Genomic DNA, 24440 nt, shown 5'->3' with positions numbered 1-24440 from the left:
CCTCAGCCGACGTCGACCACCAGCAGCGCCACGTCGTCCTCGCTCTCGCCCCAGGTGGTGAGGAGCGACTCGGCGAGCTGTTCGCCGCTGTCCCCGGACGCGCCGGCGACCTGGCCGGCCAGGAGGTCGAGGTTGGCGTCGAGGTGCTGGCCGCGCCGCTCGACCAGGCCGTCGGTGAACATCACCAGGCGGTCGCCGGGCTCCAGCTCGTACGCCGTCACGGGATGGGTGCCCATCACGGCCCCCAGCAGCGGGCCGACGGCGGTGAGCGTGCGGGTGGCGCCGTCGCGGACCAGCAGCGGGGACGGGTGGCCGGCGACCACGACCTCGACGCGGCTGCGGTCGGGGGCGATCACGGCGACGCAGGCGGTGGCGATGAGGTCCGAGCCGGAGCGGTCCAGGAGCGAGTCGAGCCGGTCGAGGACGCCGGTCGGCCCGTGCCCGTCGTACGCGTAGGCCCGCAGGGAGTAGCGCAGCTCGGCCATCACGACCGCGGCCTCCAGGGAGTGGCCCTGCACGTCGCCGATGACCAGGAAGCAGTGCCCGTCGACCTCGAAGGCGTCGAAGAAGTCGCCCCCGACCTCGACCTGCTGCTGGGAGGCGCGGTAGCGGGCGGCGACCCGCAGGCCCGGGGGCTCCGGCAGCGCGCCGGGCAGCAGGCTGCGCTGGAGCATCAGCGCGGTGCGGTGCTCGAAGGCCAGGGCGCGCAGGTTCTCCAGGGCGACGGCGGTCGCCTGGGTGAGCCGGGCGAGCAGCACCTCCGCCTGGTCGCGGGCCTCGGGGTCGTCGGTGGCGGCCACGGCGACGACGCCCTCGACGGTGCCGGCGACGCGGACCGGCGACCCGGTCCAGGAGCCGGACGCGGCCGGGAGCTGGTCGGCCCAGCCCTCCACCTGCTCGGCCGGGACGGGTACGGCGGAGGCCGCCTGGTCGGCGGCGAGCAGGGTGACCCGCCACGTCCCGCCCTCGTCGTCCCGCAGCACGGCCGTCGCGGGTGCCCCGAGGACCTCGGCGGCGGCGCGGGCGGCCGCCTCCACCAGCCGCGGCACGCTCGCCGCCACGTTGAGCCGGACCGCCGCGCGGTTGAGGTGCCCGAGACGGGTCGCCAGCAGCTCGGCCTCGCGTCGCGCCCCGGAGGAGCGCAGCAGCGCACGGACCGTCGAGAGCAGCTCCTCGGGCTCGATCGGGTCGACGAGGTAGGCGTCGGCGCCCTGGTCGAGCGCGGTCACCTTGTCGGAGGTCTCCATCGCGACCGCGGACACGTGGACGACGGGGGTCCCGCGCAGCTCGGCGTCGGCGCGGATCGCGCGGGTGATGTCGAGCCCGTTGCCGTCGGGGAGGTGGACGTCGAGCACCGCCAGGTCGATCCGGTGCTCGTGCAAGGTGTGCGCGGCCCCGGAGGCGGTGTCGGCCTCGACGACGTCGTACCCGCCGCGGCGCAGCCAGCTCGCCAGCACGTAGCGCTTGGCGGGGGTGTCGTCGCAGACCAGGATCAGCGGCGTGCTCACGAGGTCGCCTCCGGCGGGTCGGGGGGCAGGTGCAGCGTGAACCGGCTGCCGGTGCCGGGGGTGCTGTCGACGGTGATGTCACCGCCGAGCGCCTGCGCCACCCCGAGCGCGAAGGACAGGCCGAGGCCGGTGCCATTGGTCGTCGCGTGCAGCGGCGTCCGGGCCTGGAAGAACTCCTCGAAGACCCGGTCCCGCTCCTCGGCGCCCATGCCGACGCCGGTGTCGGCGACGCTCACCGTGGTCCCCTCCGGACCCGTCGCGACCGCGAGGGTGACGGTCCCCGCGGCGGTGAACTTGGCGGCGTTGCTGAGCAGGTTGCGCAGCACGTGGCGCAGCAGGTCGGGATCGGTGCGGATCACCGGGCGGGGCGAGGGCACCTCCACCTCGAGGAGTACGCCGGGACGCAGCAGCGGCCCGGTCATCACCGCCAGCTCGTCGAGCACGGCGGCGAGGTCGACGTCCCGGACCTCGGGCACCAGCCGTCCGGACTCGGCCTTGGCCAGGTCGAGCAGCTCCTCGACGAGCGCGAGCAGGTCGGTGGCACTGGTCCGGATGAAGCCGATCTGCTCGGCCTGCTCGTCGGTGAGCGGACCCGCGCCGGGATCGGTCAGCAGCCGGGTGAGGCCGAGGACGGAGTTCGCAGGGGTGCGCAGCTCGTGGCTGATGCTGCGCAGGAAGCGGCTCTTCGCCTCGCTGGCGGCGCTCAGCCGGTCGTTCTTCTCGTCGATCTCGGCGTAGAGCGCGACGACGCCCTGGTTGGTGCGCTCCAGCTCTCCGGACAGCTCCGTGTAGAGCGCCATCACCCCGCGGTTGGTCTCCTCGAGCTCGAGGTTGAGCCGCTCCAGCTCGGCGTTCTTGGCCCGCACCGTGTCGAGGACGGTGAGCAGCTCCTCGTGCTGGTGGCGCAGCTCCTCCAGCGGGCTGGTCGGCGCCTGTCGCGCCGCCAGGTCGCGCAGTCGCACCACGTCGTCGGAGGTGACGACCGACGAGGTCCCCATGGTCAGCACCAGGGTCGTCGTCGCGCCGTCGACGTGGTGCGTGACGCCGTCGAGCAGCCGCTCCGCCGAGCGCACGGACGGGTGGTCGACCGGCAGTCCCCGGGCGATGACCGTGGCGACCAGGTCGCCGCCGCCACGGACGGCGAAGGCGACCGAGCCGCCCCCGGCGCCGGCCGCCTCGCGCGCCAGCTCGCTGATCGCGGTGGCGACGCGGGTGGCGTCGAGCCGGTCCAGGCCGAGCGCGTCGGCGAGGTCGCGGCCGAGCTGGCGGGCGGTGAACACGTCGCCGTCCTCGGCGATCGCGAGCGTCGCCAGCTCGTGCAGCCCGGCCGCGATCACGGGGTCACCCGCAGGGCCAGCACGCTCGCGTCGTCGCGGCGGGTCCCCGCGTCGCGGACCAGCTGCGCCGCGCACACCGAGGGTCCGTGCCGGTCGACGTCCGGCAGGTCGGCGCCGTTCCACTTCTCGGTGAGGCCGTCGCTGTGCAGGACGACGAGCCGCGCGTCGTCGAGAGGTACGACGGCCTCCCGCACCCGCGGCAGCCGGTGCCCGACGATCCCCGGCTGCGAGATCAGCGCGCGCGAGCGTCCGGATCCGTCGACGACCCGCCCGCTGATGTTGCCCACCCCGGCGTGGGTCGCGGTCCGTGCGGCGAGGTCGACCCGGGTGACCGCGACGGCGGCACCCCGGGTGCCGGTGAGCGCGGCGTGCATCCGGGCGACGACCTCGCCGGGCGCGACGGCGCGGCCGTCGCTCAGCACCTCGGCGGCACGCCGCGAGGCCTCCGCGGCCAGCGGGCCGTGGCCCAGGCCGTCGGCCACGAGGAGCAGCCAGCCGCCGGGCACCGCGCGGACCGCGATCGTGTCGCCGCAGACGCTCTCCCCGTGCAGGGTGCGCGTCAGGTGGCCCACGCGGGACGGCTCGGAGGTCGCGGCGACGTCCGCCGCGACGACGGCCCCGTGCGCCGGCTGCGACCACAGCGCCAACCGCGTCGAGAGCCGCCGTACGGCGCCGAGCCCGACGCCGAGCGTGCCCGCGGTGGAGACGCCGTCGCCGACGAGGGCCTCCAGGTTGCGCGTCCCGGGGCCGGAGTCGACCGCGAGCAGCTGGAGCCCGCCGTCCGAGAGGCGCCGGAGCACCAGGTCCCCACCGCCGCCGTGCTTGACCAGGTTGGTGGCGAGCTCGCTCGCCACGATCTCGACCTCGCCGATCCGCTCGGTGCCGAGACCCGCCGTCGCCGCCAGCGCCGCGGCGCGCCGGCGCGCGGTCGCCACCGCAGACACGTCGTCGACGGCGATCCAGACGTCGTCGGCGAGGATCTCGCCGGCGGTGCTCACCGCTTCCACTTCAGGATCCGGACGCGGGTGCCCGCGCCGGGAGCCGTGTCGATCTCGAACTCGTCGACCAGCCGCTTGGTGCCGGACAGTCCGAGGCCCATGCCGCTGCCGCTCGTCCAGCCGTCGGTGAGCGCCAGGTCGACGTCGGGGATGCCCGGGCCGTCGTCGCTGAACACGATCTCGATGCCGATCCGGCCGGCCCGCTCCACGAGCGCGGCCCGGACCTCGCCGCCCCCGCCGTACACCAGGGTGTTGCGCGCGAGCTCGCTGGTGGCGGTGACCAGCTTGGTCTGGTCGACCAGCGACAGCTTCGCACTGACCGCGAGGTCGCGTACGGCCTGCCGGACCCGGACCACGTCCGCGTCGCTCTGGACCGCGTGCGGGACGGTCTCAGTCGCCGGGCTGGTCATCGTCCTGCGCCAGGAGTGTCGCCGCGCCACCGGTGCGCTGGGCGAGCAGCGCGAGGCCGCGGTCGACGTCGAGCGCGGTGCGCACGCCCTGGAGGGTGAGGCCGAGCTCGACCAGCGTGATGGCCACCGCCGGCTGCATGCCGACGACCACGGTCTCGGCGTCGAGCACCCGCGAGACGGCCGCCGTCGTCGAGATCATCCGGCCCACGAAGCTGTCGACGATCTCGAGGGCGGAGATGTCGATCAGCACGCCCTTCGCGCCGGTGTCGACGATGCGCTGGCTCAGGTCGTCCTGGAGCTGCAGGGCGATGTGGTCCTGGAGGTCGATCTGGATCGAGACCAGGAGCACGTCCCCGATGCGGAGGATCGGCACCCGCTCCATCAGCCGCGACCCCGCCCGCTCACGACGTCGAGACCCGAGCGCCGCATCGCCAGCAGCATCGCGTCGGACAGGTTGGCCTTGGTCTGGATGTCGCCGAACTCGATGCCGAGGGCGACGACCGTCTGGGCGATCTGCGGGCGGATGCCGGAGATGATGCACTCCGCGCCGAGCAGCCGGGCGGCCTGCACGGTCTTCAGCAGGTGCTGCGCGACCTGGGTGTCGACCGCGGCGACGCCGGTGATGTCGATGATCGCGTGCTCGGAGCCGGTGTCGACCAGGGCCTGGAGCAGCGCCTCCATGACGACCTGGGTGCGCGCCGAGTCGAGGGTGCCGACCAGCGGCAGCGCGACGATGCCGTCCCAGAGCTTCACGACCGGGGTCGACAGCTCGAGCAGCGTCTCGGCCTGCTCGGCGATCACGGTGTCGCGCGCGGCGGCGTACGTCTCGAGCATGTAGAGGCCGAGGTCGTCGACGACCCGCGAGAGGTCGGCGAAGGCGCGGTAGTCGGCCGCGTCGCCGCCCGCCTCCAGCACGCCGAGCACGGCGTCCTTGAGCGCGAAGACGCTGACCGCGGTCTCGGTCGGGCTGAAGCCCTGCCGCGCCCGCGCCCGGGCCAGGTCCGCCAGCAGGGCGCGCAGGCCGTCGAAGGAGGTGGCGCGCACGTCGCGCTGGTCGCCGCCGGAGGCGCCGGCCAGGAGGGCGTCGTACACCTCCTGGATGTCGTGGGACGACTCGGACGCCGTCATCCGGCCGGCGAGGGTGCTCTGCACCGCCTCGGTCCAGCGGGCCAGGACCGCGTCCCGGTGGTCGCGGAGCAGCTCCGGCCACCCGTTCGTCGTGCCTTCAGCCACTGCGCGCTCCTTTACCTTCGCCACCGTCGGGGCGATCGTGCCATGAGGGTCGGGATCGCTTGTACCCAGTGCCGCGCGGCTGCTCGCAGGTGTCCAGACCGGTGCGGCAGGGTGGGTCCGTGCACTACGTCGGACTGGACCTCGCCTGGGGCGCCAAGGGAGCGACCGGCGTGGCCGTCGTCGATCCCGACGCGCGGCTGTTGCACGTCTCGACGTGCCGCACCGACGAGGAGATCGACGAGGCGCTGGCGCCGTACGTCGGCGAGGAGTGCCTGGTCGCCATCGACGCGCCGCTCATCGTCCGCAACCCGGCCGGGTCGCGGCCCGCGGAGAAGGCGCTGAGCCGGGACTTCCGGCGCTTCGAGGCGGCGACCCACCCGTCCAACACGGGCAAGCCGGAGTTCGCCGACGGCGGCCGGGCCTGGCACCTCGCGAAGCGGCACGGCCTCGACGTCAACCCGCGCTCGGGCCGTGCCCGGCGGGCGATCGAGGTCTACCCGCATCCCGCGACGATCGTGCTCTTCGGGCTCGGGCGGACCCTGAAGTACAAGCACAAGCAGGGTCGCGACCTGGAGCTGCTCCGCTCGGAGCTGCTGGAGCTGATGCGCCACGTCGAGTCCGTGGTCACGGTCGAGGAGACCTGGCAGGCGCTGCGGCGCCAGGTCGAGCAGGCCACCCGCAAGAGCGAGCTGCGCGTCGTCGAGGACCAGGTCGACGCGGTGGTCTGCGCGTACGTCGGCCTGTTCGCCGACCGCTGGCCCGCACGCACCACGACGTACGGCGACCCGGATCCGGGCTGGGAGCAGGGCTACATCGTCACCCCGGCACTGCCCGACGAGAGCGCGGTGATCGGCCGGGCCATCCAGGCGTACGCCGACGGGCACGCCGACCTGGAGGCGGCCGGCGCCCAGGCGCTCGCCCTGGTCACCTCGGTGCTCGACGAGGCCGGCATCAACTACCTCAGCGTCACCGGCCGCGTGAAGACCGTGGCGTCGTTCGCCGAGAAGTCCGGCCGGGTCGCCGACGGCAAGCCGCTGTACACCGACCCGCTGCGCGAGATCACCGACCAGATCGGCATCCGCGTCATCACCTACGTGCAGAGCGACGTCGACGCCGTGGCCGATCTGCTGGCCGACCAGGTCGTGGTCAAGGACGACCGCGACATGGGCCGCGAGACCGCGAGCGAGGGCCGGTTCGGCTACGCCAGCCGGCACCTGCTGGTCGAGCTCGACCCGGCGCGGGAGGGCATGGCGGCGTACGCCCTGCTCCGCGGCCGGATCGTCCAGGTCCAGGTCCGCACCGTGCTGCAGCACGCCTGGGCGGAGTTCGAGCACGACATCCGCTACAAGGGGCAGATGCCGGCCGAGCACGCCCGCGACTTCGACCGGCGCTTCACCCTCGCCGCCGGGTTGCTGGAGCTCGCCGACCGGGAGTTCTCGACGATCCGCGACCGGCTGCGGGAGGCCGCCGCGCCGTCGGTCGCGCCCACCGACGACGACCCGCGCCTGGACCCGCGCGAGCTGGCCGCCTTCCTCGCCGGGCAGTACGCCGACGCCGGCTGGTCGCGCACCGACCACTACGCCTGGATATCCGGGCTGCTCCTCGAGCTCGGCATCACCTCCCTCGACGAGCTCGGCGACGCGCTCCGCCCGACCGCGACGATGGGCCTCAACGAGCGGATGGACTACCGCTACCCGCCCGGCGCCGTACGCCGGCTGGACGACGCGCTGCTCGCGGTCTTCGAGGAGCGGTACGTCGGCCTGCACGGCAACGCGCACCGCGAGCCGCTATTGCGCCAGCGGTTGGAGCGGCTGCGGGCTTGAGTGGGCTGTCGGGGTAGTCCGCCACAGGAGCGGGGTCTCGCCGCGCCCGGACCCCGCTGGTGTGACGGACTACCCCGCCGCTGCTCTCACCCACTCACCGGGACGACTTAGACAGATCGACTGATCTGTCTCACTCTCGACACATGACAGGTCAGGTGTCCTATCGACCCGGTGGCGGCGAGGCGTGGCGCGATCCGTGGCCGGCGTACGCCGCCCTGCGTGACCGCGAGCCCGTGAACCACGTGGCGGACGGTGACTTCTACGTCCTGAGCCGGCACGCCGACGTGATGGCGGCGGCGATCGACCACGCGACCTGGTCGTCGGCACGCGGGCTGTCGGTGGCCGACGACGAGCTGGAGCGGATCGGGATGGCGGACAGCCCGCCGCTGGTGATGCAGGACCCGCCGGTGCACACGGCGTTCCGCAAGTTGGTCGCGCGCGGCTTCACGCCGCGACAGGTCGTCGCGCTGGAGCCGCAGGTGCGGACGTTCGTGACCGAGCGGCTGGACCGGCTCGCCGACGCGGGCGGGGGCGACGTGGTGGCCGAGCTGTTCAAGCCGCTGCCGAGCATGGTCGTCGCCCACTACCTCGGCGTCCCGGCCGAGGGCAGGGAGCAGTTCGACGGGTGGACCGAGGCGATCGTCGCGGCGGGGGCCGCGGGCGACACCCTCGACGCCGGGGATGCCGTCGCCGCGATGCTCGGCTACTTCACCGAGCTCGTCGAGCTCCGGCGCCGCGAGCCCGGCGACGACACGGTCTCCCACCTGGTCGCCGCCGGCGCCGACGGTCCCGACCTGCTCGCCGTCCTCGGCTACGTGTTCACCATGGTCACCGGCGGCAACGACACCACGACCGGACTCCTCGGCGGCGCGGTGCAGCTGCTCGCCGAGCACCCCGACCAACGCTCCCTGCTGGTGTCCGACCCCGGGCTGGTGCCGGACGCCGTCGAGGAGCTGCTCCGGCTGACCTCCCCCGTGCAGGGCCTGGCCCGGACCGCCACCCGCGACGTCACCCTGCACGGCGTCACGGTCCCCGCGGGCCGCAAGGCGCTGCTGCTGTACGGCGCCGCCAACCGCGATCCGCGCCGCTACGGCCCGGACGCCGACGGGCTCGACGTGACCCGCCGGCCGGGTCAGCTGCTGACCTTCAGCCAGGGCAACCACCACTGCCTGGGCGCCGCGGCCGCCCGGCTGCAGGCCAGGGTCGCGCTCGAGGAGCTGCTGCGGCGCTTCCCGTCGTACGGCGTCGACGCGGAGGCGATCACGTGGGCGCCGGGGCCGTACGTCCGCCGGCCGCTGACCGTCCCGTTCCGGACCGTCGCATGACGCCCGACGGACCCTGGCTGGCCGACGAGCGCTCGCGCGTGGCCGCCGAGCGGATCCTCGACGCGGCGGCGGAGCTGTTCGTCGAACGTGGCGTGGGCCGGGTCGGGATGCGCGAGGTGGCCGCGGCGGCCGGCTGCTCGCGGGCCACGCTGTACCGCTACTTCGCCGACCGCGACGAGCTGCACGTCGCCTTCGTGCACCGCGAGGCCCGCCGGGTCGGCGCCGCGGTGCGCGACGACGTCGCCGCGATCGAGGACCCTGCCGAGCGCCTGGCGGCGGCTGTGCTCGGCGCCGTACGCCGGGTCCGCGCGACGCCGACGCTCGCCACCTGGTTCCGCGCGGCCGACGTCGCGGCGACCGCCGAGCTGGCGCAGTCGTCCGCGGTCGTCGAGGCGCTCGGCGCGGGCTTCGTCGACGACCCCGCCGCCGCGCGGTGGCTGGTGCGCGTCGTGCTGTCGCTGCTCGCCGTACCCGGCCGGGACGACGCGGAGGAGGCCGAGCTGGTGGCCCGCTTCGTCGTCCCCGCCCTGCTGGCGGACGGTGACTTCAGCCGGCCGCCGACCGCAGCCGCTCCAGCAGCGGACCGGCCGCCTCGTCGAGGAACCGCTGCTGGAGCCGGTCCCCGACCTGGACCAGCGCGACGTCGGTGAACCCGGCCTCCCAGTAGGGCCGCACCGCCTCGACGATCGCGTCCAGGTCGGGTCCGCAGGGGATCTGCTCGGCGACGTCCTCGGGGCGGACGAACTGCGAGGCGCCGGCGAATCCGGCCGGGGTGGGCAGGTCGGCGTTGACCTTCCAGCCGCCCGCGAACCAGCGGAACTGCTCGTGGGCCAGCTCGACGCCCTCCTCCTCGGACGGTGCCCAGCAGACGGGGATCTGCCCGATCGCGCGGGCACCCGATCCGATGCGCGACGTGCCGTCGGCGGCGTTCCAGCCCTCCACCAGGTCGGCCCGCGGCTCCACCGCGACCAGGTGGTCGGCGAGGGGCGCGAGGTCGGAGACGGACCGGTCACCCGAGACGGCGACGCCGATCTCGACGCGCTGCTCCGGCAGGTCCCAGATCCGGGCCGACTCGACGTCGAAGTGCGTCCCGCGATAGTCGACGAGCTCGCCCCCGTGCAGCGCCCGGATGATCTCGATCGCCTCCTCGAGCATCTCCTGCCGGACGCCGACCGCGGGCCAGCCGGCGCCGACGACGTGCTCGTTGAGGTTCTCGCCGCTGCCGAGCCCGAGGGTGAAGCGGCCCTCGGCGAGGATCTGCAGGGTCGCGGCCTTCTGCGCGACGACGGCCGGGTGGTAGCGCAGCGTCGGGCAGGTCACGTACGTCATCAGCCCGACCCGCTCGGTCGCCTGGGCGACGGCGCCCAGCACCGTCCAGGCGTACGGCGCGTGCCCCTGCTCGGTCAGCCAGGGCGAGTAGTGGTCGCTGGAGACCTCGAAGTCGAAGCCGATCCGCTCGGCGGCGACGGCGTACCGCACCAGCTCGCGCGGCCCGCTCTGCTCGGTCATCAGGGTGTAGCCGAAGGACGTCATGCGGGCCGGTAGCCCGTTGGCCGGGGCTCGTAACGTCGGACCCATGACTCCAGCCGAGCTCCTCGTCGAGTCCTTCGAGCGCGTCCTCGAGAGCGGTACGGCGGTGGTCGACGGCCTCTCCGCCGACCAGCTCGCCCGCCGGCCCGGCCCCGACGCGAACCCGATCGGCTGGCTGGTGTGGCACCTGGCCCGCGTCCAGGACGACCACGTCGCCGACGTCGCCGGGATCGAGCAGGTCTGGACGTCGCAGGGGTACGTCGCTCGCTTCGCACTGCCGTTCGAGGACGCGGACATCGGCTACGGGCACAGCAGCGAGCAGGTCGGTCAGGTGCGCGCGGAGGGGGAGCCGCTGGCGGCGTACCTCGCGGCGGTGCACGAGCAGTCGGTCGGATTCCTGCGCGGTCTGGGCGAGGGGGACCTGGACCGGATCGTCGACGAGCGGTGGGACCCGCCCGTGACGCTAGGCGTCCGGCTGGTCAGCGTCGTCGACGACGACACCCAGCACGTCGGCCAGGCCGCGTACGTGCGCGGGCTGCTCGGGCTCTGAGGCGCCGAGCTCGTCGGCCACGGAGACCACGAGCCCGCCGACCATGAAGGCGACGATCGCGGCGACCAGGGTGGGCGTCGCGAGGCTCGGCAGGTAGCGCCGGAAGCCGGTCGCCGGGGTGTCCGCGCCGTGGTACCCGTGCGTGAGGGCGTGGCCCCGGCCGCGGGCCAGCAGGTAGCGGTTGACCGGATAGGCCGCGAGGAACGCGGCGCTCAGCGCGATCATCATGCCGACCCAGAAGACGCTGTTGACCAGTCCGGCGTCCATCGCGCCCGGGATGAGCGCCATCACCAGGTTGTCGACGACCTCCATGGTGGCGATGGAGAGCGTGTCGGCGGCGAGGACGACGCCGAGCGCGGCCCCCAGGCCCAGCCCCGCCTTGACCAGCGGCAGTGTCGAGAGCGCATAGCCGAAGAGGAACGCCAGCCCGACGGCCAGCACGATCGTCCAGCCGCTGCTCAGCCCGATCGCGGTGCCGATCATCAGACCGACGACCTCGCCGATCGCACAGCCGGTGAGGCAGTGCAGCGTCGCGCTGAGTGCCATCGAGCGGGTGCTCGCCGCGGCGTGGTCGTGGTGGTGCTCGTGGGTCGGGTCCATATCGGCGGAACAGATACCCTAGGGGGGTATATTCCCGATCTTGTCAGGAATCGGTGGCGGCCTCGAGCGCCTGCTCCTCGTCGACCCTGCGCTTGATCCGGCCCATGCCGGGGAGCTTCGCGAGCATCTCGTTGAGCTCCCGGCTCACGTCGAGCAGGTCGTGCAGGTCCGGCGCGACCGTGGAGAGCGTGCGCAGCATCGGGATCACCTCGCCGTCGACCCGGTCCGCGATCACCGGCAGCCGGTCCACCAGCGCGACCAGGGCGTCCACCTCCCGCGGATCCGTCGAGTCGGCGAGCCGCTCGAGCGTCGGGAGCAGGCGGGCGAGCGGCCCCTCCAGGGCGCCGAGGAGCAGGTCGGCCCGCTCACGGGTCTCGTCGACCGCGGCGATCACGTAGCCCGCATCGGCCCGCGTCGCCTCGATCCGCTCCAGCAGGCGGCGTACGTCGACGAGCAACGCCTCCGCCCCGCTCAGCAGGGCCGTCGCGCGGGGCAGCAGCCCGAGTGCCTGGTCGAGGGTCCGGTCGACGTAGGTCACGACCTCGCGGGGGCCGGGGAGGGGGAGGAGGCGCACGTGTTGCCGGTACCCACGCCACGGGTTCCGCCGTTCGTCTGACAGCCCGGCGCGCCGGACCTACCGTCTGCGTCGTGCATCGACTCGTCTCGGGCTTCGCCCTCCTGCTCTCGCTGACCCTGCTCCCGGGGACTCCCGCGAACGCTGCACCCGACGTCGCGCCCGCTGTCGAACGGACCGGCGGACTGGCGGTCCGGCACCTGGCCTGGGGACCGCTCCGGGTCGGGATGACGGCCCAGCAGTCGTGGGACACCGGGATGGTCTCGCGGGAGCGCAAGGCCTGTGCCGAGGGCTACCAGATGACGGAGCAGTTCGCCGACCGCGGCTCTGTCTGGTGGCGCGAGGTCGACGGCAAGCAGCGGGTCTCGCTCATCCTCATCCGGAGCGAGATCGACCGCACGCCGAAGGGCTTCGGTGTCGGCACCACGCTGGGCGAGCTGCGCCAGGCGTTCCCGAAGCTCACGAAGGTCACGTCCAACGCGAAGCTCGACGGCCAGCGCCCGTCCGGGAAGAGGGACTACTGGGTGGCGAGCGTGCGCAAGCGCGGCAGCCACATCAACTTCCAGTTCCCCTACGGCCGCAAGCCGACGTCGGGGACCAAGGTCGAGATGGTCGTCCTGTCCCGCAAGCAGACGATCTTCCCCGGCTGCTGAGGGGCCGACCGGCTCACCAGGGACTGGGGACGTAGTCCTTCAGGAAGTGCCCGTACAGGTCGACGCCGGCCTCGCCCTGCACGATCGGGTCGTAGACGCGGGCCGCGCCGTCGACCAGGTCGAGCGGGGCGTGCCAGCCCTCGGCGGCGATCCGCAGCTTCTCCTGGTGCGGCCGCTCGTCGGTGATCCAGCCGGTGTCGACGGCGGTCATCAGGATCCGGTCGGTCTCGAACATCTCGCCCGCCGAGGTCCGGGTCAGCATGTTCAGCGCGGCCTTGCTCATGTTGGTGTGCGGGTGGCCCGGGCCCTTGTAGCGGCGCGAGAACTGCCCCTCCATGGCGGACACGTTGACGACGTACGCCCGCCGGGCACCCGCGCGTACGGCGGCCCGCATCGAGGCGCGCAGCCGCGAGATCAGCAGGAACGGCGCGGTCTGGTTGCACAGCTGCACCTCGAGGAGCTCCAGCGGGTCGACCTGGTCGACGTGCTGGGTCCAGGAGTTGGTGCGCTGCAGGTCGGGCAGCAGTCCGCCCGCGTCGACGGCGGTGCCGTCGAGGTGCCGCTCCAGTGAGGCGTGGCCGGCGGTGAGAGCGAGCGCGGTCAGGTCGGCGGCGGTGCGCGCCGCGACGGCCGCACCCGACTCGGGGTGGGAGTGGACGTGCTCGCGCAGCGCGCCCGCGATCATCGCCGGGTGCGCCTCGCTGACGCCGTCGAAGGTCACCATCGACGGGAGCGCGACCTCGGTCGGCAGCGGGGCCGACTCCATCTCGACCAGCCGCGAGTAGGCGCCCGGGCTGCGTCGTACGGTCTGGCAGGCGTTGTTGATCAGGATGTCGAGCGGTCCGGCCGCGGCGACCTCGTCCGCCAGCGCGACGACCTGGGTCGGGTCGCGCAGGTCGATGCCGACCACGTGCAGCCGGTCCAGCCAGTCGGCGGAGTCCTCCATCGCGGAGAAGCGGCGTACGGCGTCGCGCGGGAAGCGGGTGGTGATCGTCGTGTGCGCGCCGTCGCGCAGCAGCCGCAGGGCGATGTACATGCCGATCTTCGACCGGCCGCCGGTCAGCAGCGCGCGCTTGCCGGCGAGGTCGGTGCGCGCGTCGCGCTTGGCGTGCGACAGCGCGGCGCAGGTCGGGCAGAGCCAGTGGTAGAACGCGTCGACCAGCGTGTAGTCGTTCTTGCAGATGTAGCAGCCGCGCGGGTTGATCAGCTCGCCGGCGAAGGCGCCGATCGTGTTCGAGACCAGCGGGATGCCGGCGGTCTCGTCGTCGATGCGCATCGCCGAGCCGGTGGCGGTCGCCTCGGTGATGGCCCGGTCGTGGGCGAGCTCCGCCTCGCGCTTGCGGGTACGGCGCTCGCGCTTGAGCGCCTTGTACATGTGCGACGCGGCGTGCTTGACCGTCCGGATGTCGGGGTGGTCGTCGGGCAGCTCGTGGAGCTGGGTGAGGACCCGCACGGTGGTGGCGAGATCGTCGGGGTCGATCCCGTCGACCTGTTCGCGGCTGTGCACCGGGGGAGTCTAGGTGGCGGTGCGGGTGATCCGATAACGGACGAAGGACGGGACGGCGAGCGCCGCGATCACGGTCCCGACCACCACGAGGACGCCGCCGCCCGCGGCGGCCGCCGCCGTACCCACCGCCGCCGCGGCCGCGCCGTGCAGCACGTCGGCGACCCGCGGACCGCCCGCGACCACGACGATGAAGACGCCCTGGAGGCGCCCGCGCATCTCGTCGGTCGCCGCCGAGAGCAGCATCGAGGTGCGGAACGCCGCCGACGCCATGTCGGCCGCGCCGCCGATGACGAGCATCGCCAGCGACACCAGCAGCATCGGTCCCTGCCATCGGTCGGCGAGCCCGACCGCGAGACCGAAGCCGATCATGGCGAAGCCCCAGACCAGGATGCACACGATCACGGCGAGGCCCTGCCGGTGCACCCGCGAGACCCAGCCGCTGAACACGCCGCCGAGGACGGCACCGGCGGGGATCGCGGCGAAGAGCAGCGCGAAGACCAGCCCGCCCTCGTCCGAGCCGCCGAAGTCGATGTGGGCGATCTCGGGGAAGAGCGCCCGCGGCATGCCGAAGAGCATCGCGATGATGTCGACGACGAACGACATCAGCAGCACCGGCTGGTGGCGCAGGTACGCGAAGCCCTCGATCACCGATCGGACCCCCGGGGCCGCGCCGCTCGCGATCGCGCCGAACCGGGGCAGCCGGACCACCGCCGACAGCGTCGCGAACAGGGTGACGGTGTCGATGAGGTAGAGCCAGGAGAAGCCGACGAACGGGATGAGCACGCCGGCGACCAGCGGCCCCGCGATCGCGCCCGCCTGGAAGACCGTCATGTTCAGCGAGTTCGCGGCCGGCAGCAGCTCGGCGCTGACGATGCGCGGCAACAGCGCGCTCCGGGTCGGCTGGTTGACCGCGAAGAACGCCTGCTGCACCGCGAACAGGCTCAGCAGCAGCCAGACGTTCGTCGACCCGAGGGCCGCCTGGACGTAGAAGAGCCCGCTGGTCACGATCAGCCCGACGGTGGTGACGATCATGATCGAACGGCGGTCGAAGTGGTCGGCGAGCGCGCCGCCGTACAGGCCGAAGACGACCAGGGGCACGAGGCCGAACAGGCCGGTGAGGCCGACGTACGCCGACGAGCCGGTGTCGGCGTAGATCTGCGCCGGGACCGCGACCACCGTCAGCTGGGCGCCGATGACGGTGATGATGTTGGCGATCCACAGCCGCCGGAAGTGGTCGTTGCGGAGGGGGCGGGTGTCGGCGACCAGACCCCGGAGACGCGACACGACGCAGAACGCTACGCCCGCCTCGATGAGTCCTCGCCGCGGCCCCGGTCTGCACCGCATGAGCAGTGTGGCGATGCAGGCGGGTCCCCTGGACGTGGAGTTCGAGGCGACCCTGGAGCGGAGTCCGGCCCCGGGCGGCTGGACCTACGTGGTGTGGGAGGGGTCAGCCGCGTTCTTCGGCACGCGCGGGCTCGTGAAGGTGCGCGGGACCGTCGACGGCGAGCCGTTCCGCAGCTCGTTCATGGCGCTCGGCGACGGCCGGCACAAGCTGCCGGTCACGGCCGCCGTGCGCGCCCGGATCGGCAAGCAGGCCGGCGACCGGGTGACGGTCCGGCTGTCCGAGCGACTGGGATGATGCGGCGATGAGCGAGACGCAGAAGGTACAGGGGCCGGCGTCGTACTTCCCCTCGATGGAGAAGAAGTACGGCCGCCCGATCGCCGAGTGGAAGGACCTGCTGCGCGCGAAGGAGGGGTACGCCGACGCACGGCACTCCGACCTGGTGACCTGGCTGAAGACCGAGCACGCGATGGGTCACGGCCACGCCAACGCGCTGGTCGCCCACACGCTGGCCGAGGACCGCGGCGCCAGCCGCTGACCTCTCGGGGAGAGCCGGACGTTCTGGGTGGAAATTTCGGCCGAGAAGGTCCGGATTCCCCGGTTCACCGGGGAATCCGCAGCCCCTCAGCAGCCGGGCGACTCCGGCCGGCCGAGCAACCGGTCGGCGAGCTGGTCGCACCACTGGCCCGAGGTGGCCGAGGAGTTGACCGGGCCGTCGGACTCGCCCGGGTGCTTGACCCACAGCGTGCCGTCGAAGGCCCCCTTGAACCGCAGGCGTGGGGCTGCACCCAGGCGGGCCCAGGTCGGGTTGATGACGTCGCCGCTGACCGGGCGGGCGGCGCCGTTGCGGGAGGTGTCGACGACGTACCGCTTGCCCTTCACGCCCACCTTGCGCAGCTCGCGCAGCAGGGTGCGTGCGTAGGCATGCTCGGAGGCCGTGGTGCGGAAGTTCGAGACGTTCGTGCTGAAGCCGCGGGCGTAGCGGATGCCCGACTTCTTCAGCAGGGCGGCGCGGCCCGGGACACCGCCGTTGGCGTTGCTCCAGTCGGAGTGCGCGGAGTCGATGTAGACCCAGGCGCCGGACCTGGTCAGCGTGCGGGCGGCGTACTTCAGCAGCGCGGGCCAGGGCCGGGTGCCCGCGCAGGCGGAGTTGTCGGCGTAGAAGCCGATCGCGTCGGGCTCGAGCACCAGCAGCGGCTTGGCCTTGCTCGCCCGGATCCCCTTCGCGAGCTGGCGGACCCAGGCCCGGTACGCCGCCGGGCTGCCCAGCCCGCCGGCGGAGTGCTGGCCGCAGTCGCGGCCGGGGATGGCGTAGACGACCATCGTGGGGGTCTTGCGGGCCGCCTTCGCCCGGCGCAGGTAGTCGATCGCCGCGGACCGCACCGACGAGGTCGGGTAGTAGTCGGTGAACCAGAGCGCCTGGGGCTGCCGCGCGATCCTGCGGTACGCCGAGCCCTGCTGCGCCGCGGGCATCCGCGGGTCGACGAACAGCCCGAGCCGCCGGCGGGGGTCCTTCGCCCGCCGCGGCTTCCGCTCCGTGACCGAGGAGCCGTCGCCGGACCCGGCGACGGCGACGGTCGGGGCCGACGCGGTGGCGGAGGACGGCGCGAGGATCGCCAGCGGCGCGGCCAGCAGCGCGCCGACGGTCACGAGGGCGGCGAGCAGCAGCGACGAGCGTGGAGGGAGCACCCGTTCAGGGTAGGTGCCGACTCCGACAGGCGGCGAGGGAACGACGACTCAAGGCATCGGCTGGTCGTCGTCGCGCGGACCGAACACGCAGATCCCGTCGAGCTGCTCGGAGGTGAGCGGCAGGCCCCAGGCGAGCATCTGCGTGCGGGAGCGCCGCGAGAACAGCCCGCGGAACAGCTCGTACGGCGCCACCTCCGCGACCGCCCTGTCGATCGGCCCCAGCATCATCGGCGCGACCGCGTCGAGCACCGGACGCCACAGCGGCTCGGGCGGCGCGCCCAGGCCGAACGCCTCGCGCAGGTCGGCGTGGTGCACCGCGATGTCCCACACGATCGCCGGTCGCGGGTTGCCGACCGCCGAGACGATGACCGCCCCCTGGTGCGAGAGCAGCTCCTCGACGAGGTCGTCCACGGGCAGGTGCCGGCGCTCGCCGACGTGCCGCGCGGTCCACTCGGGCGCGGGCGCGCCGTCCATCCGTCCGGTGACGGAGTCGGCGGCCCCGCCGGCGAGGTGGGCCACGACCTCGTGCGTGGTCCAGGCGGGGCTGGCCGGCACGGGTGCGTCGAGCTGGTCCGGCGTCAGCCCGCGGACGAGCTCCGCGAGCGCCGTCGCGTTGCCGCGGTAGAGCTCGCCCCAGTCGGTCGGCTCGGCCATCTCAGACTCCCGGGGCGAACAGGCAGAACGGATGGCCGGCGGGGTCCAGCATCACCCGCACCAGGTCCTGGGGCTGGTACGCCGCCTGCTGCGCCCCGAGCTCCTCGGCACGCGCGACCGCCGCGGGCAGGTCCGCCACGCCGATGTCGAGGTGCAGCTGCATCTGCTGGTCGCCGGGTGCGGCCGGCCACGCGGGCGGGGAGTGCTCGGTCTCGAGCTGGAAGGAGAGGCCCGGCGCGTCGGTGTCGGTGCCCGGTGGTCTGATGACCACCCAGACGTCGTCGGGGCCGGGCTCGCCGTCGCGGTAGTCGTAGCCGAGGAGCTCGACCCAGAAGCGGGCGAGGGCGGGCGGGTCCGGTGTGCCGAGGACCGTGCTGTGCAGTCGGAAGGCGGGTGTCGACATGGCATCCCCGATGAAGAATCGAAAGAGTTCGCTCATCCGTGTCGTACCCGGCACGCATCGTTCGTAGACGAAGTGAGAGGCGGCCAGCGGAGCCGCGACCAGAAGGAGCCAGACATGTCCCAGTACTTCCTGTCCGTCCACCACGACAGCGCCGGCGACGCGGCGATGGCCGCGATGACCGAGGCCGACATGCAGCGCCTGTTCACCCAGGTCGACGGGTTCAACAACCGGCTCCAGGCCGAGGGCGCGTGGGTCTTCGCCGGTGGCCTGATGCCGATCGAGCAGTCCACCTGCGTCGACGCGACCGGCGAGCGGCCGATCGTCACCGACGGGCCGTTCTCGGAGTCCAAGGAGTACCTCGGCGGCTTCTGGATCATCGAGGCCGCTGACCTCGACGCCGCGCTCGCGTGGGCCGCCGAGGGCTCGCGGGCCTGCGAGGGCAAGGTCGAGGTCCGGCCGTTCCAGAGCGAGTGAGCGCCACCGCCGCGATCGAGCGGACCTTCCGGGAGGAGTACGGCCGGGTGGTCGCCTCGTTGACCCGGCGCTTCGGCGACCTCGACGTCGCCGAGGACGCCGCGGCCGAGGCGCTCCTGGTCGCGCTCGAGCGGTGGCCGGTCGACGGGACGCCACCCAACCCCGGCGGCTGGCTCACCACCACGGCCGGCAACAAGGCCCTCGACCGGCTCCGCCGCGAGCGCAAGCGCGACGCCAAGCACCAGGCGGCCCTGATGATCAGTGACGACACCCCGCACGAGCCGACCGGCATCGTCGAGGACGACCGGCTGAGGCTGATCTTCACCTGCTGCCACCCGGCGCTCGCGCCGGAGGCCCGGGTGGCGCTCACCCTGCGGCTGCTGGGCGGGCTCACGGTGGCCGAGATCGCGGCGGCGTTCCTGGTGCCCGAGACCACCATGGCCCAACGGATCACCCGGGCGAAGGCCAAGATCAAGGGCGCGCACATCCCGTTCCGGGTGCCGTCCGCAGCGGATCTGTCGGACCGACTCGGCGCCGTGCTCGCGGTGGTCTACCTCGTCTTCAACGAGGGCTACCTGTCGTCGTCCCAGGACGCCGAGCCGCTGCGCGAGGAGCTCACCGACGAGGCGATCCGGCTGGGTCGGATGCTGCGGACGCTGCTGCCCGACGAGCCGGAGGTCGCCGGACTGCTCGCACTGATGCTGCTCACCGACTCCCGCCGGCCGTCCCGGGTCGCGGGAGGCGAGCTGGTGCCGCTGCACGAGCAGGACCGCGCGGGCTGGGACCGCGACCTGATCGCTGAGGGACACGCCCTGGTCCGCGAGTGCCTGGCGCGCAACCGGCCGGGGCAGTACCAGCTGCTCGCCGCCGTCAACGCCGTACACACCGACGCCCGCACCGCGGCCGACACGGACTGGCGCCAGATCGCCACCCTCTACACCCATCTCCAGGCGATCGCCCCGAGTCCGTTCGTCACGCTCAACCGCGCGATCGCGCTCGCCGAGCTCGACGGCCCCGAGGTGGCGCTCGCCGAGGTCGACCGGCTGCCGCTGGCGTCGTACCACGCCTGGCACGCCACCCGCGCCGACCTGCTGCGGCGCCTCGGGCGCAGCGCCGAGGCGCGCGAGGCGTACGACGCCGCCATCGCCGCCACCGCCAACGCGGCCGAGCGGGCCTACCTCGCCCGCCGGCGCGACCAGCTCAGCTCCACATGACGTTGGTGAGGCACTCGTGGGCCGGAGCGACGTCGCAGTTCTGCGTGGCGTGGAGCATCGTGATCCAGACGCGTAGCGTGTGGACCTGGTTCTTGCCCTCGGGATTGCGGTAGCTCACGTCGAGCTCGGTGTCGGAGAACGTCTTCAGTGCGGCGGCCAGCTCTCCGGCGATCCCGTCCGCGGACTCGTACCAGTCGGTGTCGCTGTGCTTGGCGAGCAGCTCCTTGACGCGACGTTTCACGTCGTCGGGCATCTGGGCGATCTCGCTGAACTGCGCGAGCTGCTTGAGGCGCCGGTCGACCCGCCCGCTGACGTCGCCGAGCACGTCGAAGTCGTCGTCCCGGTCCGGGTCGTTGATGCCGAGGTTGAGCTCCGAGCGCCGGGGGTCGGACGAGCTCACGATCGGCTCGGCGGTCGGCACTCGTTGCTTGATCAGGGCCAGCAGGGCGGCCAGGTGCTCGGCCGTGAGAGCTGGTTGGGCGACGTCGGCGTACAGGCTCTGCGCCGCGTGCATCAGGTTGTAGACGAGCACCGGCTTCCCGATCCGCTTCAGCTCCGCCGCGAGCGGGTCCGACCCGGCGGCGAGGAGGAGGGCGTCGGCCGAGACCTCGAAGCAGTCGAGGTGCTCGAACCCGGCCACGTTCCCGGCCGTGACGTCGCCGGCTCCGAGGTGCGTCGCCACTCCGGTGCGCCGGAGCTCGAGGAGATGAGGGAGGTAGTCGCCCGCCCGCCGTGCGTCGGTGGTCTGGTGGATGAGCAGGTGGTCCACCCGGCCGCCGAACAGCTTGGCCACCTTCGTGACGTGCACGCCGACCTGGTCCGGTTCCGTGCCCAGCACCTTGTAGACGATGTCGAAGTCGTCCCGGGTGAGTCCGGATCCGCCCCCGACGGCGCGGTCGATCTCCGCGGCGAGCAGCGTGATGGTGTCGCCGTAGGTGTCGGCTCCGTCGAAGGTGCGGTAACCCTGGGCGATGGCGGTCCGGATGTGCTCGGCGCTGCGGCCGCTCAGCCCGAAGGTGACGTTGGTCGTGAGCCGCTGACGGTGGTCGGGGTCGCCGACGGTGACCGCATCGCCGACCTTGCGTCGCAGGGGGCCGGTGTCGCTGGAGGTGACCGAGTCGTCGGCGGGCCGGTGGACCGGCAGCGGCACGGGCGCGCGGGGCGTGTCGTTCTCCGACTCACGCCGGTCCGACGGGCGGACCTCCGGCTCGGGGGTCGCGAAGGTGGACTGGGACATGGGCGCCTCCTGGTGCCGTCGGCCCCCCGCGGCCTCGACCGTACCGTCGGCGAGACCCACGCGGTGTGGTTTCGCGCACGGTCCGCGGTCGGCGGTGGGTCCTACGCTGGCCCGCGTGACGCTCTCCCCGCTCTCGCTGCCCAGTTCCGACGACGCCCTCTCCTGGGTCGAGGAGTACGCCGCCGACGGCCTCGCGACGGCTCGCCGGCTGGTCGACGAGCTCCGGGCCGCCCCGCCCGCGGACACCCCGGCCGCGCTGCGCCAGTGGGACGAGATCGGCCGTCGGCTGGGCAACGTCGCGGCCGTCGGCTCGCTGCTGTCCAACGTGCACCCGCGCGAGGACGTCCGCACCCGCTGCGAGCAGGCCGAGGTCGACGTCGACCGGATGGCGACGCAGCTGCGGCAGGACCGGGCGCTGTACGACGTGTTCGCGGCCCTCGACGCCTCCGGTCTCGACGACCGGGCCGCGCGGCTGCTCGACAAGGTGCTCACCGACTTCCGGCGGGCGGGCGTCGACCGCGACGACGCCACCCGCGCCCGGCTCGCCGAGATCAACGAGCGGTTGACCGCGCTCGACCAGGAGTTCAGCCGCAACACCCGCGACGACGTCCGGACCGTGACCGCCCCCGCCGAGCGGTTCGCCGGGCTGCCGCAGGACTGGCTGGAGGCGCACCCGGCGGACGCGGCCGGTGACGTGACCGCCACGACCGACTACCCCGACTCCGTCCCGGTGCGGATGTTCGCGCACGACGCCGACCTGCGCCACGACATGTCGGTCGCGTTCCTGACCCGCGGCTACCCCCAGAACGAGCCCCTGCTGCAGGAGATGTTCGCGCTGCGGCACGAGCTGGCGACCCTGGTCGGCTACGCCGACTGGGCGTCGTACGACGCCGACGTCAAGATGATCGGCTCCGGCCCGGCGATCCCGGAGTTCATCGACCGGATCGCGGCTGCCGCCGCGGAGCCGATGGAGCGCGACCTCGCCGTGCTGATGGCGCGCTACCGCCAGGACCGGCCCGACGCGACCGAGATCCCCGGCAGCGACGCGTCGTACTACCAGGAGGCGGTGCGCCGCGAGCAGTACGACGTCGACGCGCAGCAGGTGCGCCGCTACTTCGACTTCACCAAGGTCCGCCAGGGACTGCTGGAGGTCACCGGACGGCTGTTCGGCCTCTCGTACCTGCCCGTGCCCGACGCTCCGGTCTGGCACGAGGACGTCACGGCGTACGACGTCGTCGAGACGGGCTCGACCGAGCCGTTCGCTCGGATCTACCTCGACCTGCACCCCCGCGAGGGCAAGTACAAGCACGCCGCCCAGTTCACCCTGACCGACGGCGTCGCCGGACGGCAGCTGCCCGAGGGCGTGCTGGTCTGCAACTTCTCCCGCGGCCTGATGGAGCACGACCACGTCGTCACGCTCTTCCACGAGTTCGGGCACCTCGTGCACCACGTGCTCGGCGGTCGCGGCGAGTGGGCGCGCTTCGCCGGCGTCGCCACCGAGTGGGACTTCGTCGAGGCGCCGAGCCAGATGCTGGAGGAGTGGGCGTGGGACGCCGACATCCTGGCCAGCTTCGCGACCGACGAGTCCGGCACGCCGATCCCCGCCGACCTGGTGGCGCGGATGCGGGCCGCCGACGACTACGGCAAGGGCATCTACGCCCGGGTGCAGATGTTCTACGCCGCCATGTCGTACTGGTTCCACACCGACCGCCCCAGCGACCTCACGGCCGCGATGCGCGAGCTGCAAGCCCGCTACTCGCCGTTCCCGTACGTCGAGGGCACCCACATGTTCGCCAGCTTCGGCCACCTCGGCGGCTACACCTCGGCGTACTACACCTACATGTGGTCGCTGGTCATCGCGAAGGACCTGTTCAGCGCCTTCGACCCGGCGGACCTCTTCGACCCCGAGGTCGCCGGCCGCTACCGCGACCGCGTCCTCGCCCCCGGCGGCGCGAAGGACGCCGCCGACCTGGTCGCCGACTTCCTCGGCCGGCCGTACTCCTTCGACGCGTTCGCGGCCTGGCTGGCCCGGTAGGGCTCGGCGCGGATTCACCGGTAGACCGGTGAACCTGGACGTTCTCGGCCGAAACTTCGCCTGAGAACGTCCACATTCACCGGTGAACCGGTGAATCCGTCGACCCCCCTTGCCCAAGCCAACACATCGGCGTACGCTCACGATATATCGCGAACCGTCGCCGACAGTCACTCGGACGTCAGGCTGACCGCGATACCCAGATCAAGGAGGTCCCCATGGGACAGCGTGGATTCAACCGACAGTGGTCGCGGTACGCCGAGGACCAGTTCCAGCAGCACCGGGGTCGCGGCGGACGCGGCGGCCCCTTCGACGGTCCGTGGCAGGGCGGCGGCTTCGGCGGCGGCTTCGGCGGACGTCAGGGCCCGCCGCCGTGGGTGGCCGGCCTGTTCGGGCTCGACCAGGGCGAGCGCCGGCGCGGGCCGCGGGTCCGCCGCGGTGACGTCCGATCCGCCATCCTCGACGTGCTCCGCAGCGCGCAGGAGGGCGAGCCGATCAACGGCTACCAGGTGATCCAGCAGATCACCGAGCGCTCCGGCGGCGCCTGGCGCCCCAGCCCGGGCTCGGTCTACCCGACCATCCAGCAGCTCCAGGACGAGGGACTCGTCGAGGTCGACGAGTCGAGCAAGCGCCGTACCGTCCGGCTCACCGAGGACGGCGAGGCGTACGTCGCCGAGCGCGGCGACGAGCTCGCCGCGGTCTGGACGCCCTTCGAGGACCGCGAGCGCGAGGAGCGCAGCGACTTCGCCGACCTCAAGCCGGAGATCGGCCAGGTCATGGGCGCGGTGTGGCAGATCGTCACCACCGGCTCGGAGTCCCAGCGCCGGGCGGCCGTCGACGTCCTCGTCGACACGCGCCGGCGGCTCTACGGGATCCTGGCCGAGGGCGACACCGAGGGCACGGAGGAGGCGGACGAGGCATGAACGAGGCGCAGCTGCGGATCGGCGACGCCGAGCGCGAGCAGGCCGCCGCCGTCCTCGGCGAGCACTTCGCCGCCGGGCGGCTGAGCGCCGACGAGCACGGCGACCGGCTGGACCGGATCTGGTCGGCGCGCACCCGCGCCGACCTGGTCCCGGTCTTCCGCGACCTCCCCGGCCCGAGCAGCGCCCCGCGCCGTACGCCGGAGCGCGCCGACCGCAGCTGCGGCTACTGGTCGGGCGGGCCGCACCGCGGCCTGCCCGGTCCGCTGCTGCTGGTGCTCGGCGTGCTCATCGCGCTGACGGTGCTGACCCACCTGCCGATCGTCCTGCTGGGCCTCGGTGTGTGGATCTTCGTCGCGGCCCGGCGGCGTACCCGCCACCAGCGACGCCCCGCGATCGGCTGGCCGGGGTAGTCCGTCACGTTCTG

General features: G+C 73.2%; 27 protein-coding genes. 12 read left to right on the top strand and 15 right to left on the bottom strand.

Annotated features, from left to right (window positions below; translation table 11 throughout):
• Positions 1-2 precede the first annotated feature (2 nt).
• Genes VMF51_RS13425 through VMF51_RS13400 form a run of 6 tightly spaced genes read right to left on the bottom strand, consistent with a single transcriptional unit; the run spans position 3 to position 5486 of the window.
• A complete protein-coding gene (locus VMF51_RS13425; RefSeq protein WP_325474947.1) occupies positions 3-1508 on the bottom strand; it encodes a SpoIIE family protein phosphatase in 1506 nt (501 codons plus the stop codon).
• Entirely contained in the window at positions 1505-2845 is a 1341-nt protein-coding gene (locus tag VMF51_RS13420; RefSeq protein ID WP_325474946.1) for a HAMP domain-containing sensor histidine kinase, read from the bottom strand. The genes VMF51_RS13425 and VMF51_RS13420 overlap by 4 nt, the downstream gene beginning before the upstream one ends.
• Positions 2842-3843, bottom strand: a complete 1002-nt coding sequence (locus VMF51_RS13415; protein WP_325474945.1) for an ATP-binding protein — start codon at positions 3841-3843, stop codon at positions 2842-2844. The genes VMF51_RS13420 and VMF51_RS13415 overlap by 4 nt, the downstream gene beginning before the upstream one ends.
• Positions 3840-4253: an anti-sigma regulatory factor gene (locus VMF51_RS13410; RefSeq protein ID WP_325474944.1), complete on the bottom strand. Its 414-nt coding sequence runs from the start codon at positions 4251-4253 to the stop codon at positions 3840-3842. Before VMF51_RS13410 ends, VMF51_RS13415 begins: the two co-directional genes overlap by 4 nt.
• Positions 4234-4635, bottom strand: coding sequence for an STAS domain-containing protein (locus VMF51_RS13405; protein ID WP_325474943.1), 402 nt, complete (start codon positions 4633-4635; stop codon positions 4234-4236). Before VMF51_RS13405 ends, VMF51_RS13410 begins: the two co-directional genes overlap by 20 nt.
• Positions 4635-5486: an STAS domain-containing protein gene (locus VMF51_RS13400; RefSeq protein WP_325474942.1), complete on the bottom strand. Its 852-nt coding sequence runs from the start codon at positions 5484-5486 to the stop codon at positions 4635-4637. Before VMF51_RS13400 ends, VMF51_RS13405 begins: the two co-directional genes overlap by 1 nt.
• A gap of 119 nt (positions 5487-5605) precedes the next feature.
• On the opposite strand from VMF51_RS13400, the gene VMF51_RS13395 reads away from it, so the two are divergent.
• The 3 genes from VMF51_RS13395 (at position 5606) to VMF51_RS13385 (ending at position 9284) form a co-directional block, all read left to right on the top strand.
• On the top strand, positions 5606-7309 hold the full coding sequence (locus VMF51_RS13395; RefSeq protein ID WP_325474941.1) for a DUF429 domain-containing protein: 1704 nt from the start codon (positions 5606-5608) through the stop codon (positions 7307-7309).
• A 143-nt stretch (positions 7310-7452) separates the two neighbouring features.
• Positions 7453-8634 (top strand): cytochrome P450, encoded by a 1182-nt coding sequence (locus tag VMF51_RS13390; RefSeq protein WP_325474940.1) that lies wholly within the window; start codon positions 7453-7455, stop codon positions 8632-8634.
• Positions 8631-9284 (top strand): helix-turn-helix domain-containing protein, encoded by a 654-nt coding sequence (locus VMF51_RS13385; protein ID WP_325474939.1) that lies wholly within the window; start codon positions 8631-8633, stop codon positions 9282-9284. Before VMF51_RS13390 ends, VMF51_RS13385 begins: the two co-directional genes overlap by 4 nt.
• On the opposite strand, the gene VMF51_RS13380 is transcribed toward VMF51_RS13385, so the two are convergent.
• Positions 9181-10167, bottom strand: coding sequence for an LLM class F420-dependent oxidoreductase (locus VMF51_RS13380; protein WP_325474938.1), 987 nt, complete (start codon positions 10165-10167; stop codon positions 9181-9183). The two genes, VMF51_RS13385 and VMF51_RS13380, sit on opposite strands and share 104 nt — an antisense overlap.
• Positions 10168-10210: 43 nt before the next feature.
• Between VMF51_RS13380 and VMF51_RS13375 the strand changes: the two genes are divergently transcribed.
• Positions 10211-10714, top strand: coding sequence for a mycothiol transferase (locus VMF51_RS13375; RefSeq protein ID WP_325474937.1), 504 nt, complete (start codon positions 10211-10213; stop codon positions 10712-10714).
• Here the strand turns inward: VMF51_RS13375 and VMF51_RS13370 are convergent.
• Both VMF51_RS13370 and VMF51_RS13365 read right to left on the bottom strand, forming a co-directional pair.
• Complete coding sequence (locus VMF51_RS13370; RefSeq protein WP_325474936.1) at positions 10628-11314, bottom strand: DUF4396 domain-containing protein; 687 nt, start codon at positions 11312-11314, stop codon at positions 10628-10630. The genes VMF51_RS13375 and VMF51_RS13370 overlap by 87 nt on opposite strands.
• 43 nt (positions 11315-11357) lie before the next feature.
• The gene (locus tag VMF51_RS13365) at positions 11358-11888 is read right to left on the bottom strand and encodes a hypothetical protein (RefSeq protein ID WP_325474935.1); all 531 of its coding nucleotides are present in this window, start codon (positions 11886-11888) and stop codon (positions 11358-11360) included.
• A 74-nt stretch (positions 11889-11962) separates the two neighbouring features.
• Here VMF51_RS13365 and VMF51_RS13360 point away from each other — a divergent pair, with 74 nt between their 5' ends.
• A complete protein-coding gene (locus VMF51_RS13360; protein WP_325474934.1) occupies positions 11963-12541 on the top strand; it encodes a hypothetical protein in 579 nt (192 codons plus the stop codon).
• A gap of 13 nt (positions 12542-12554) precedes the next feature.
• Here the strand turns inward: VMF51_RS13360 and VMF51_RS13355 are convergent, their stop codons facing one another.
• Complete coding sequence (locus VMF51_RS13355; protein ID WP_325474933.1) at positions 12555-14048, bottom strand: SDR family NAD(P)-dependent oxidoreductase; 1494 nt, start codon at positions 14046-14048, stop codon at positions 12555-12557.
• Between the two features lie 9 nt (positions 14049-14057).
• Positions 14058-15332: an MFS transporter gene (locus VMF51_RS13350; protein ID WP_325474932.1), complete on the bottom strand. Its 1275-nt coding sequence runs from the start codon at positions 15330-15332 to the stop codon at positions 14058-14060.
• 58 nt (positions 15333-15390) lie between these two features.
• On the opposite strand from VMF51_RS13350, the gene VMF51_RS13345 reads away from it, so the two are divergent.
• Together VMF51_RS13345 and VMF51_RS13340 are read left to right on the top strand one after the other, a co-directional pair.
• Positions 15391-15687, top strand: a complete 297-nt coding sequence (locus tag VMF51_RS13345) for a DUF1905 domain-containing protein (protein ID WP_325474931.1) — start codon at positions 15391-15393, stop codon at positions 15685-15687.
• A 7-nt stretch (positions 15688-15694) separates the two neighbouring features.
• Complete coding sequence (locus tag VMF51_RS13340; protein ID WP_325474930.1) at positions 15695-15928, top strand: DUF4287 domain-containing protein; 234 nt, start codon at positions 15695-15697, stop codon at positions 15926-15928.
• Positions 15929-16014: 86 nt separating this feature from the next.
• Here VMF51_RS13340 and VMF51_RS13335 read toward each other — a convergent pair whose 3' ends face one another.
• Genes VMF51_RS13335 through VMF51_RS13325 form a run of 3 tightly spaced genes read right to left on the bottom strand, consistent with a single transcriptional unit; the run spans position 16015 to position 18136 of the window.
• Positions 16015-17079, bottom strand: a complete 1065-nt coding sequence (locus tag VMF51_RS13335; protein WP_325474929.1) for a glycoside hydrolase family 6 protein — start codon at positions 17077-17079, stop codon at positions 16015-16017.
• A gap of 48 nt (positions 17080-17127) precedes the next feature.
• Positions 17128-17733 (bottom strand): maleylpyruvate isomerase family mycothiol-dependent enzyme, encoded by a 606-nt coding sequence (locus VMF51_RS13330; protein ID WP_325474928.1) that lies wholly within the window; start codon positions 17731-17733, stop codon positions 17128-17130.
• 1 nt (position 17734) lies between these two features.
• On the bottom strand, positions 17735-18136 hold the full coding sequence (locus VMF51_RS13325) for a VOC family protein (RefSeq protein WP_325474927.1): 402 nt from the start codon (positions 18134-18136) through the stop codon (positions 17735-17737).
• Positions 18137-18250: 114 nt separating this feature from the next.
• Here VMF51_RS13325 and VMF51_RS13320 point away from each other — a divergent pair, with 114 nt between their 5' ends.
• Positions 18251-18610 (top strand): YciI family protein, encoded by a 360-nt coding sequence (locus VMF51_RS13320; RefSeq protein WP_325474926.1) that lies wholly within the window; start codon positions 18251-18253, stop codon positions 18608-18610.
• Positions 18607-19824 (top strand): RNA polymerase sigma factor, encoded by a 1218-nt coding sequence (locus tag VMF51_RS13315; RefSeq protein ID WP_325474925.1) that lies wholly within the window; start codon positions 18607-18609, stop codon positions 19822-19824. Before VMF51_RS13320 ends, VMF51_RS13315 begins: the two co-directional genes overlap by 4 nt.
• Here the strand turns inward: VMF51_RS13315 and VMF51_RS13310 are convergent.
• The gene (locus VMF51_RS13310) at positions 19811-21061 is read right to left on the bottom strand and encodes a hypothetical protein (RefSeq protein WP_325474924.1); all 1251 of its coding nucleotides are present in this window, start codon (positions 21059-21061) and stop codon (positions 19811-19813) included. The two genes, VMF51_RS13315 and VMF51_RS13310, sit on opposite strands and share 14 nt — an antisense overlap.
• A gap of 115 nt (positions 21062-21176) precedes the next feature.
• Between VMF51_RS13310 and VMF51_RS13305 the strand changes: the two genes are divergently transcribed.
• From VMF51_RS13305 to VMF51_RS13295, 3 genes are all read left to right on the top strand, one after another.
• Positions 21177-23096 (top strand): M3 family metallopeptidase, encoded by a 1920-nt coding sequence (locus tag VMF51_RS13305; protein ID WP_325474923.1) that lies wholly within the window; start codon positions 21177-21179, stop codon positions 23094-23096.
• Positions 23097-23311: 215 nt separating this feature from the next.
• A complete protein-coding gene (locus tag VMF51_RS13300; protein WP_325474922.1) occupies positions 23312-24016 on the top strand; it encodes a PadR family transcriptional regulator in 705 nt (234 codons plus the stop codon).
• A complete protein-coding gene (locus VMF51_RS13295) occupies positions 24013-24426 on the top strand; it encodes a DUF1707 domain-containing protein (protein WP_325474921.1) in 414 nt (137 codons plus the stop codon). Before VMF51_RS13300 ends, VMF51_RS13295 begins: the two co-directional genes overlap by 4 nt.
• Positions 24427-24440 lie beyond the last annotated feature (14 nt).

It is taken from the genome of Nocardioides sp., from assembly GCF_035503875.1.
In the GTDB taxonomy this organism is placed as follows: Bacteria; Actinomycetota; Actinomycetes; order Propionibacteriales; family Nocardioidaceae; genus Nocardioides.
The sequence above is the reverse complement of the archived record's forward strand: the minus strand, read 5'-3'. Positions and strand labels throughout refer to the sequence as shown.

Coding starts and splice junctions, on each gene's coding strand:
- VMF51_RS13410 (WP_325474944.1), bottom strand. CDS start 4,253: ATGACCAGCCCGGCGACTGAGACCGTCCCGCACGCGGTCCAGAGCGAC.
- VMF51_RS13405 (WP_325474943.1), bottom strand. CDS start 4,635: ATGGAGCGGGTGCCGATCCTCCGCATCGGGGACGTGCTCCTGGTCTCG.
- VMF51_RS13390 (WP_325474940.1), top strand. CDS start 7,453: ATGACAGGTCAGGTGTCCTATCGACCCGGTGGCGGCGAGGCGTGGCGC.
- VMF51_RS13385 (WP_325474939.1), top strand. CDS start 8,631: ATGACGCCCGACGGACCCTGGCTGGCCGACGAGCGCTCGCGCGTGGCC.
- VMF51_RS13380 (WP_325474938.1), bottom strand. CDS start 10,167: ATGACGTCCTTCGGCTACACCCTGATGACCGAGCAGAGCGGGCCGCGC.
- VMF51_RS13375 (WP_325474937.1), top strand. CDS start 10,211: ATGACTCCAGCCGAGCTCCTCGTCGAGTCCTTCGAGCGCGTCCTCGAG.
- VMF51_RS13370 (WP_325474936.1), bottom strand. CDS start 11,314: ATGGACCCGACCCACGAGCACCACCACGACCACGCCGCGGCGAGCACC.
- VMF51_RS13345 (WP_325474931.1), top strand. CDS start 15,391: ATGAGCAGTGTGGCGATGCAGGCGGGTCCCCTGGACGTGGAGTTCGAG.
- VMF51_RS13340 (WP_325474930.1), top strand. CDS start 15,695: ATGAGCGAGACGCAGAAGGTACAGGGGCCGGCGTCGTACTTCCCCTCG.
- VMF51_RS13330 (WP_325474928.1), bottom strand. CDS start 17,733: ATGGCCGAGCCGACCGACTGGGGCGAGCTCTACCGCGGCAACGCGACG.
- VMF51_RS13325 (WP_325474927.1), bottom strand. CDS start 18,136: ATGTCGACACCCGCCTTCCGACTGCACAGCACGGTCCTCGGCACACCG.
- VMF51_RS13320 (WP_325474926.1), top strand. CDS start 18,251: ATGTCCCAGTACTTCCTGTCCGTCCACCACGACAGCGCCGGCGACGCG.
- VMF51_RS13310 (WP_325474924.1), bottom strand. CDS start 21,061: ATGTCCCAGTCCACCTTCGCGACCCCCGAGCCGGAGGTCCGCCCGTCG.
- VMF51_RS13300 (WP_325474922.1), top strand. CDS start 23,312: ATGGGACAGCGTGGATTCAACCGACAGTGGTCGCGGTACGCCGAGGAC.
- VMF51_RS13295 (WP_325474921.1), top strand. CDS start 24,013: ATGAACGAGGCGCAGCTGCGGATCGGCGACGCCGAGCGCGAGCAGGCC.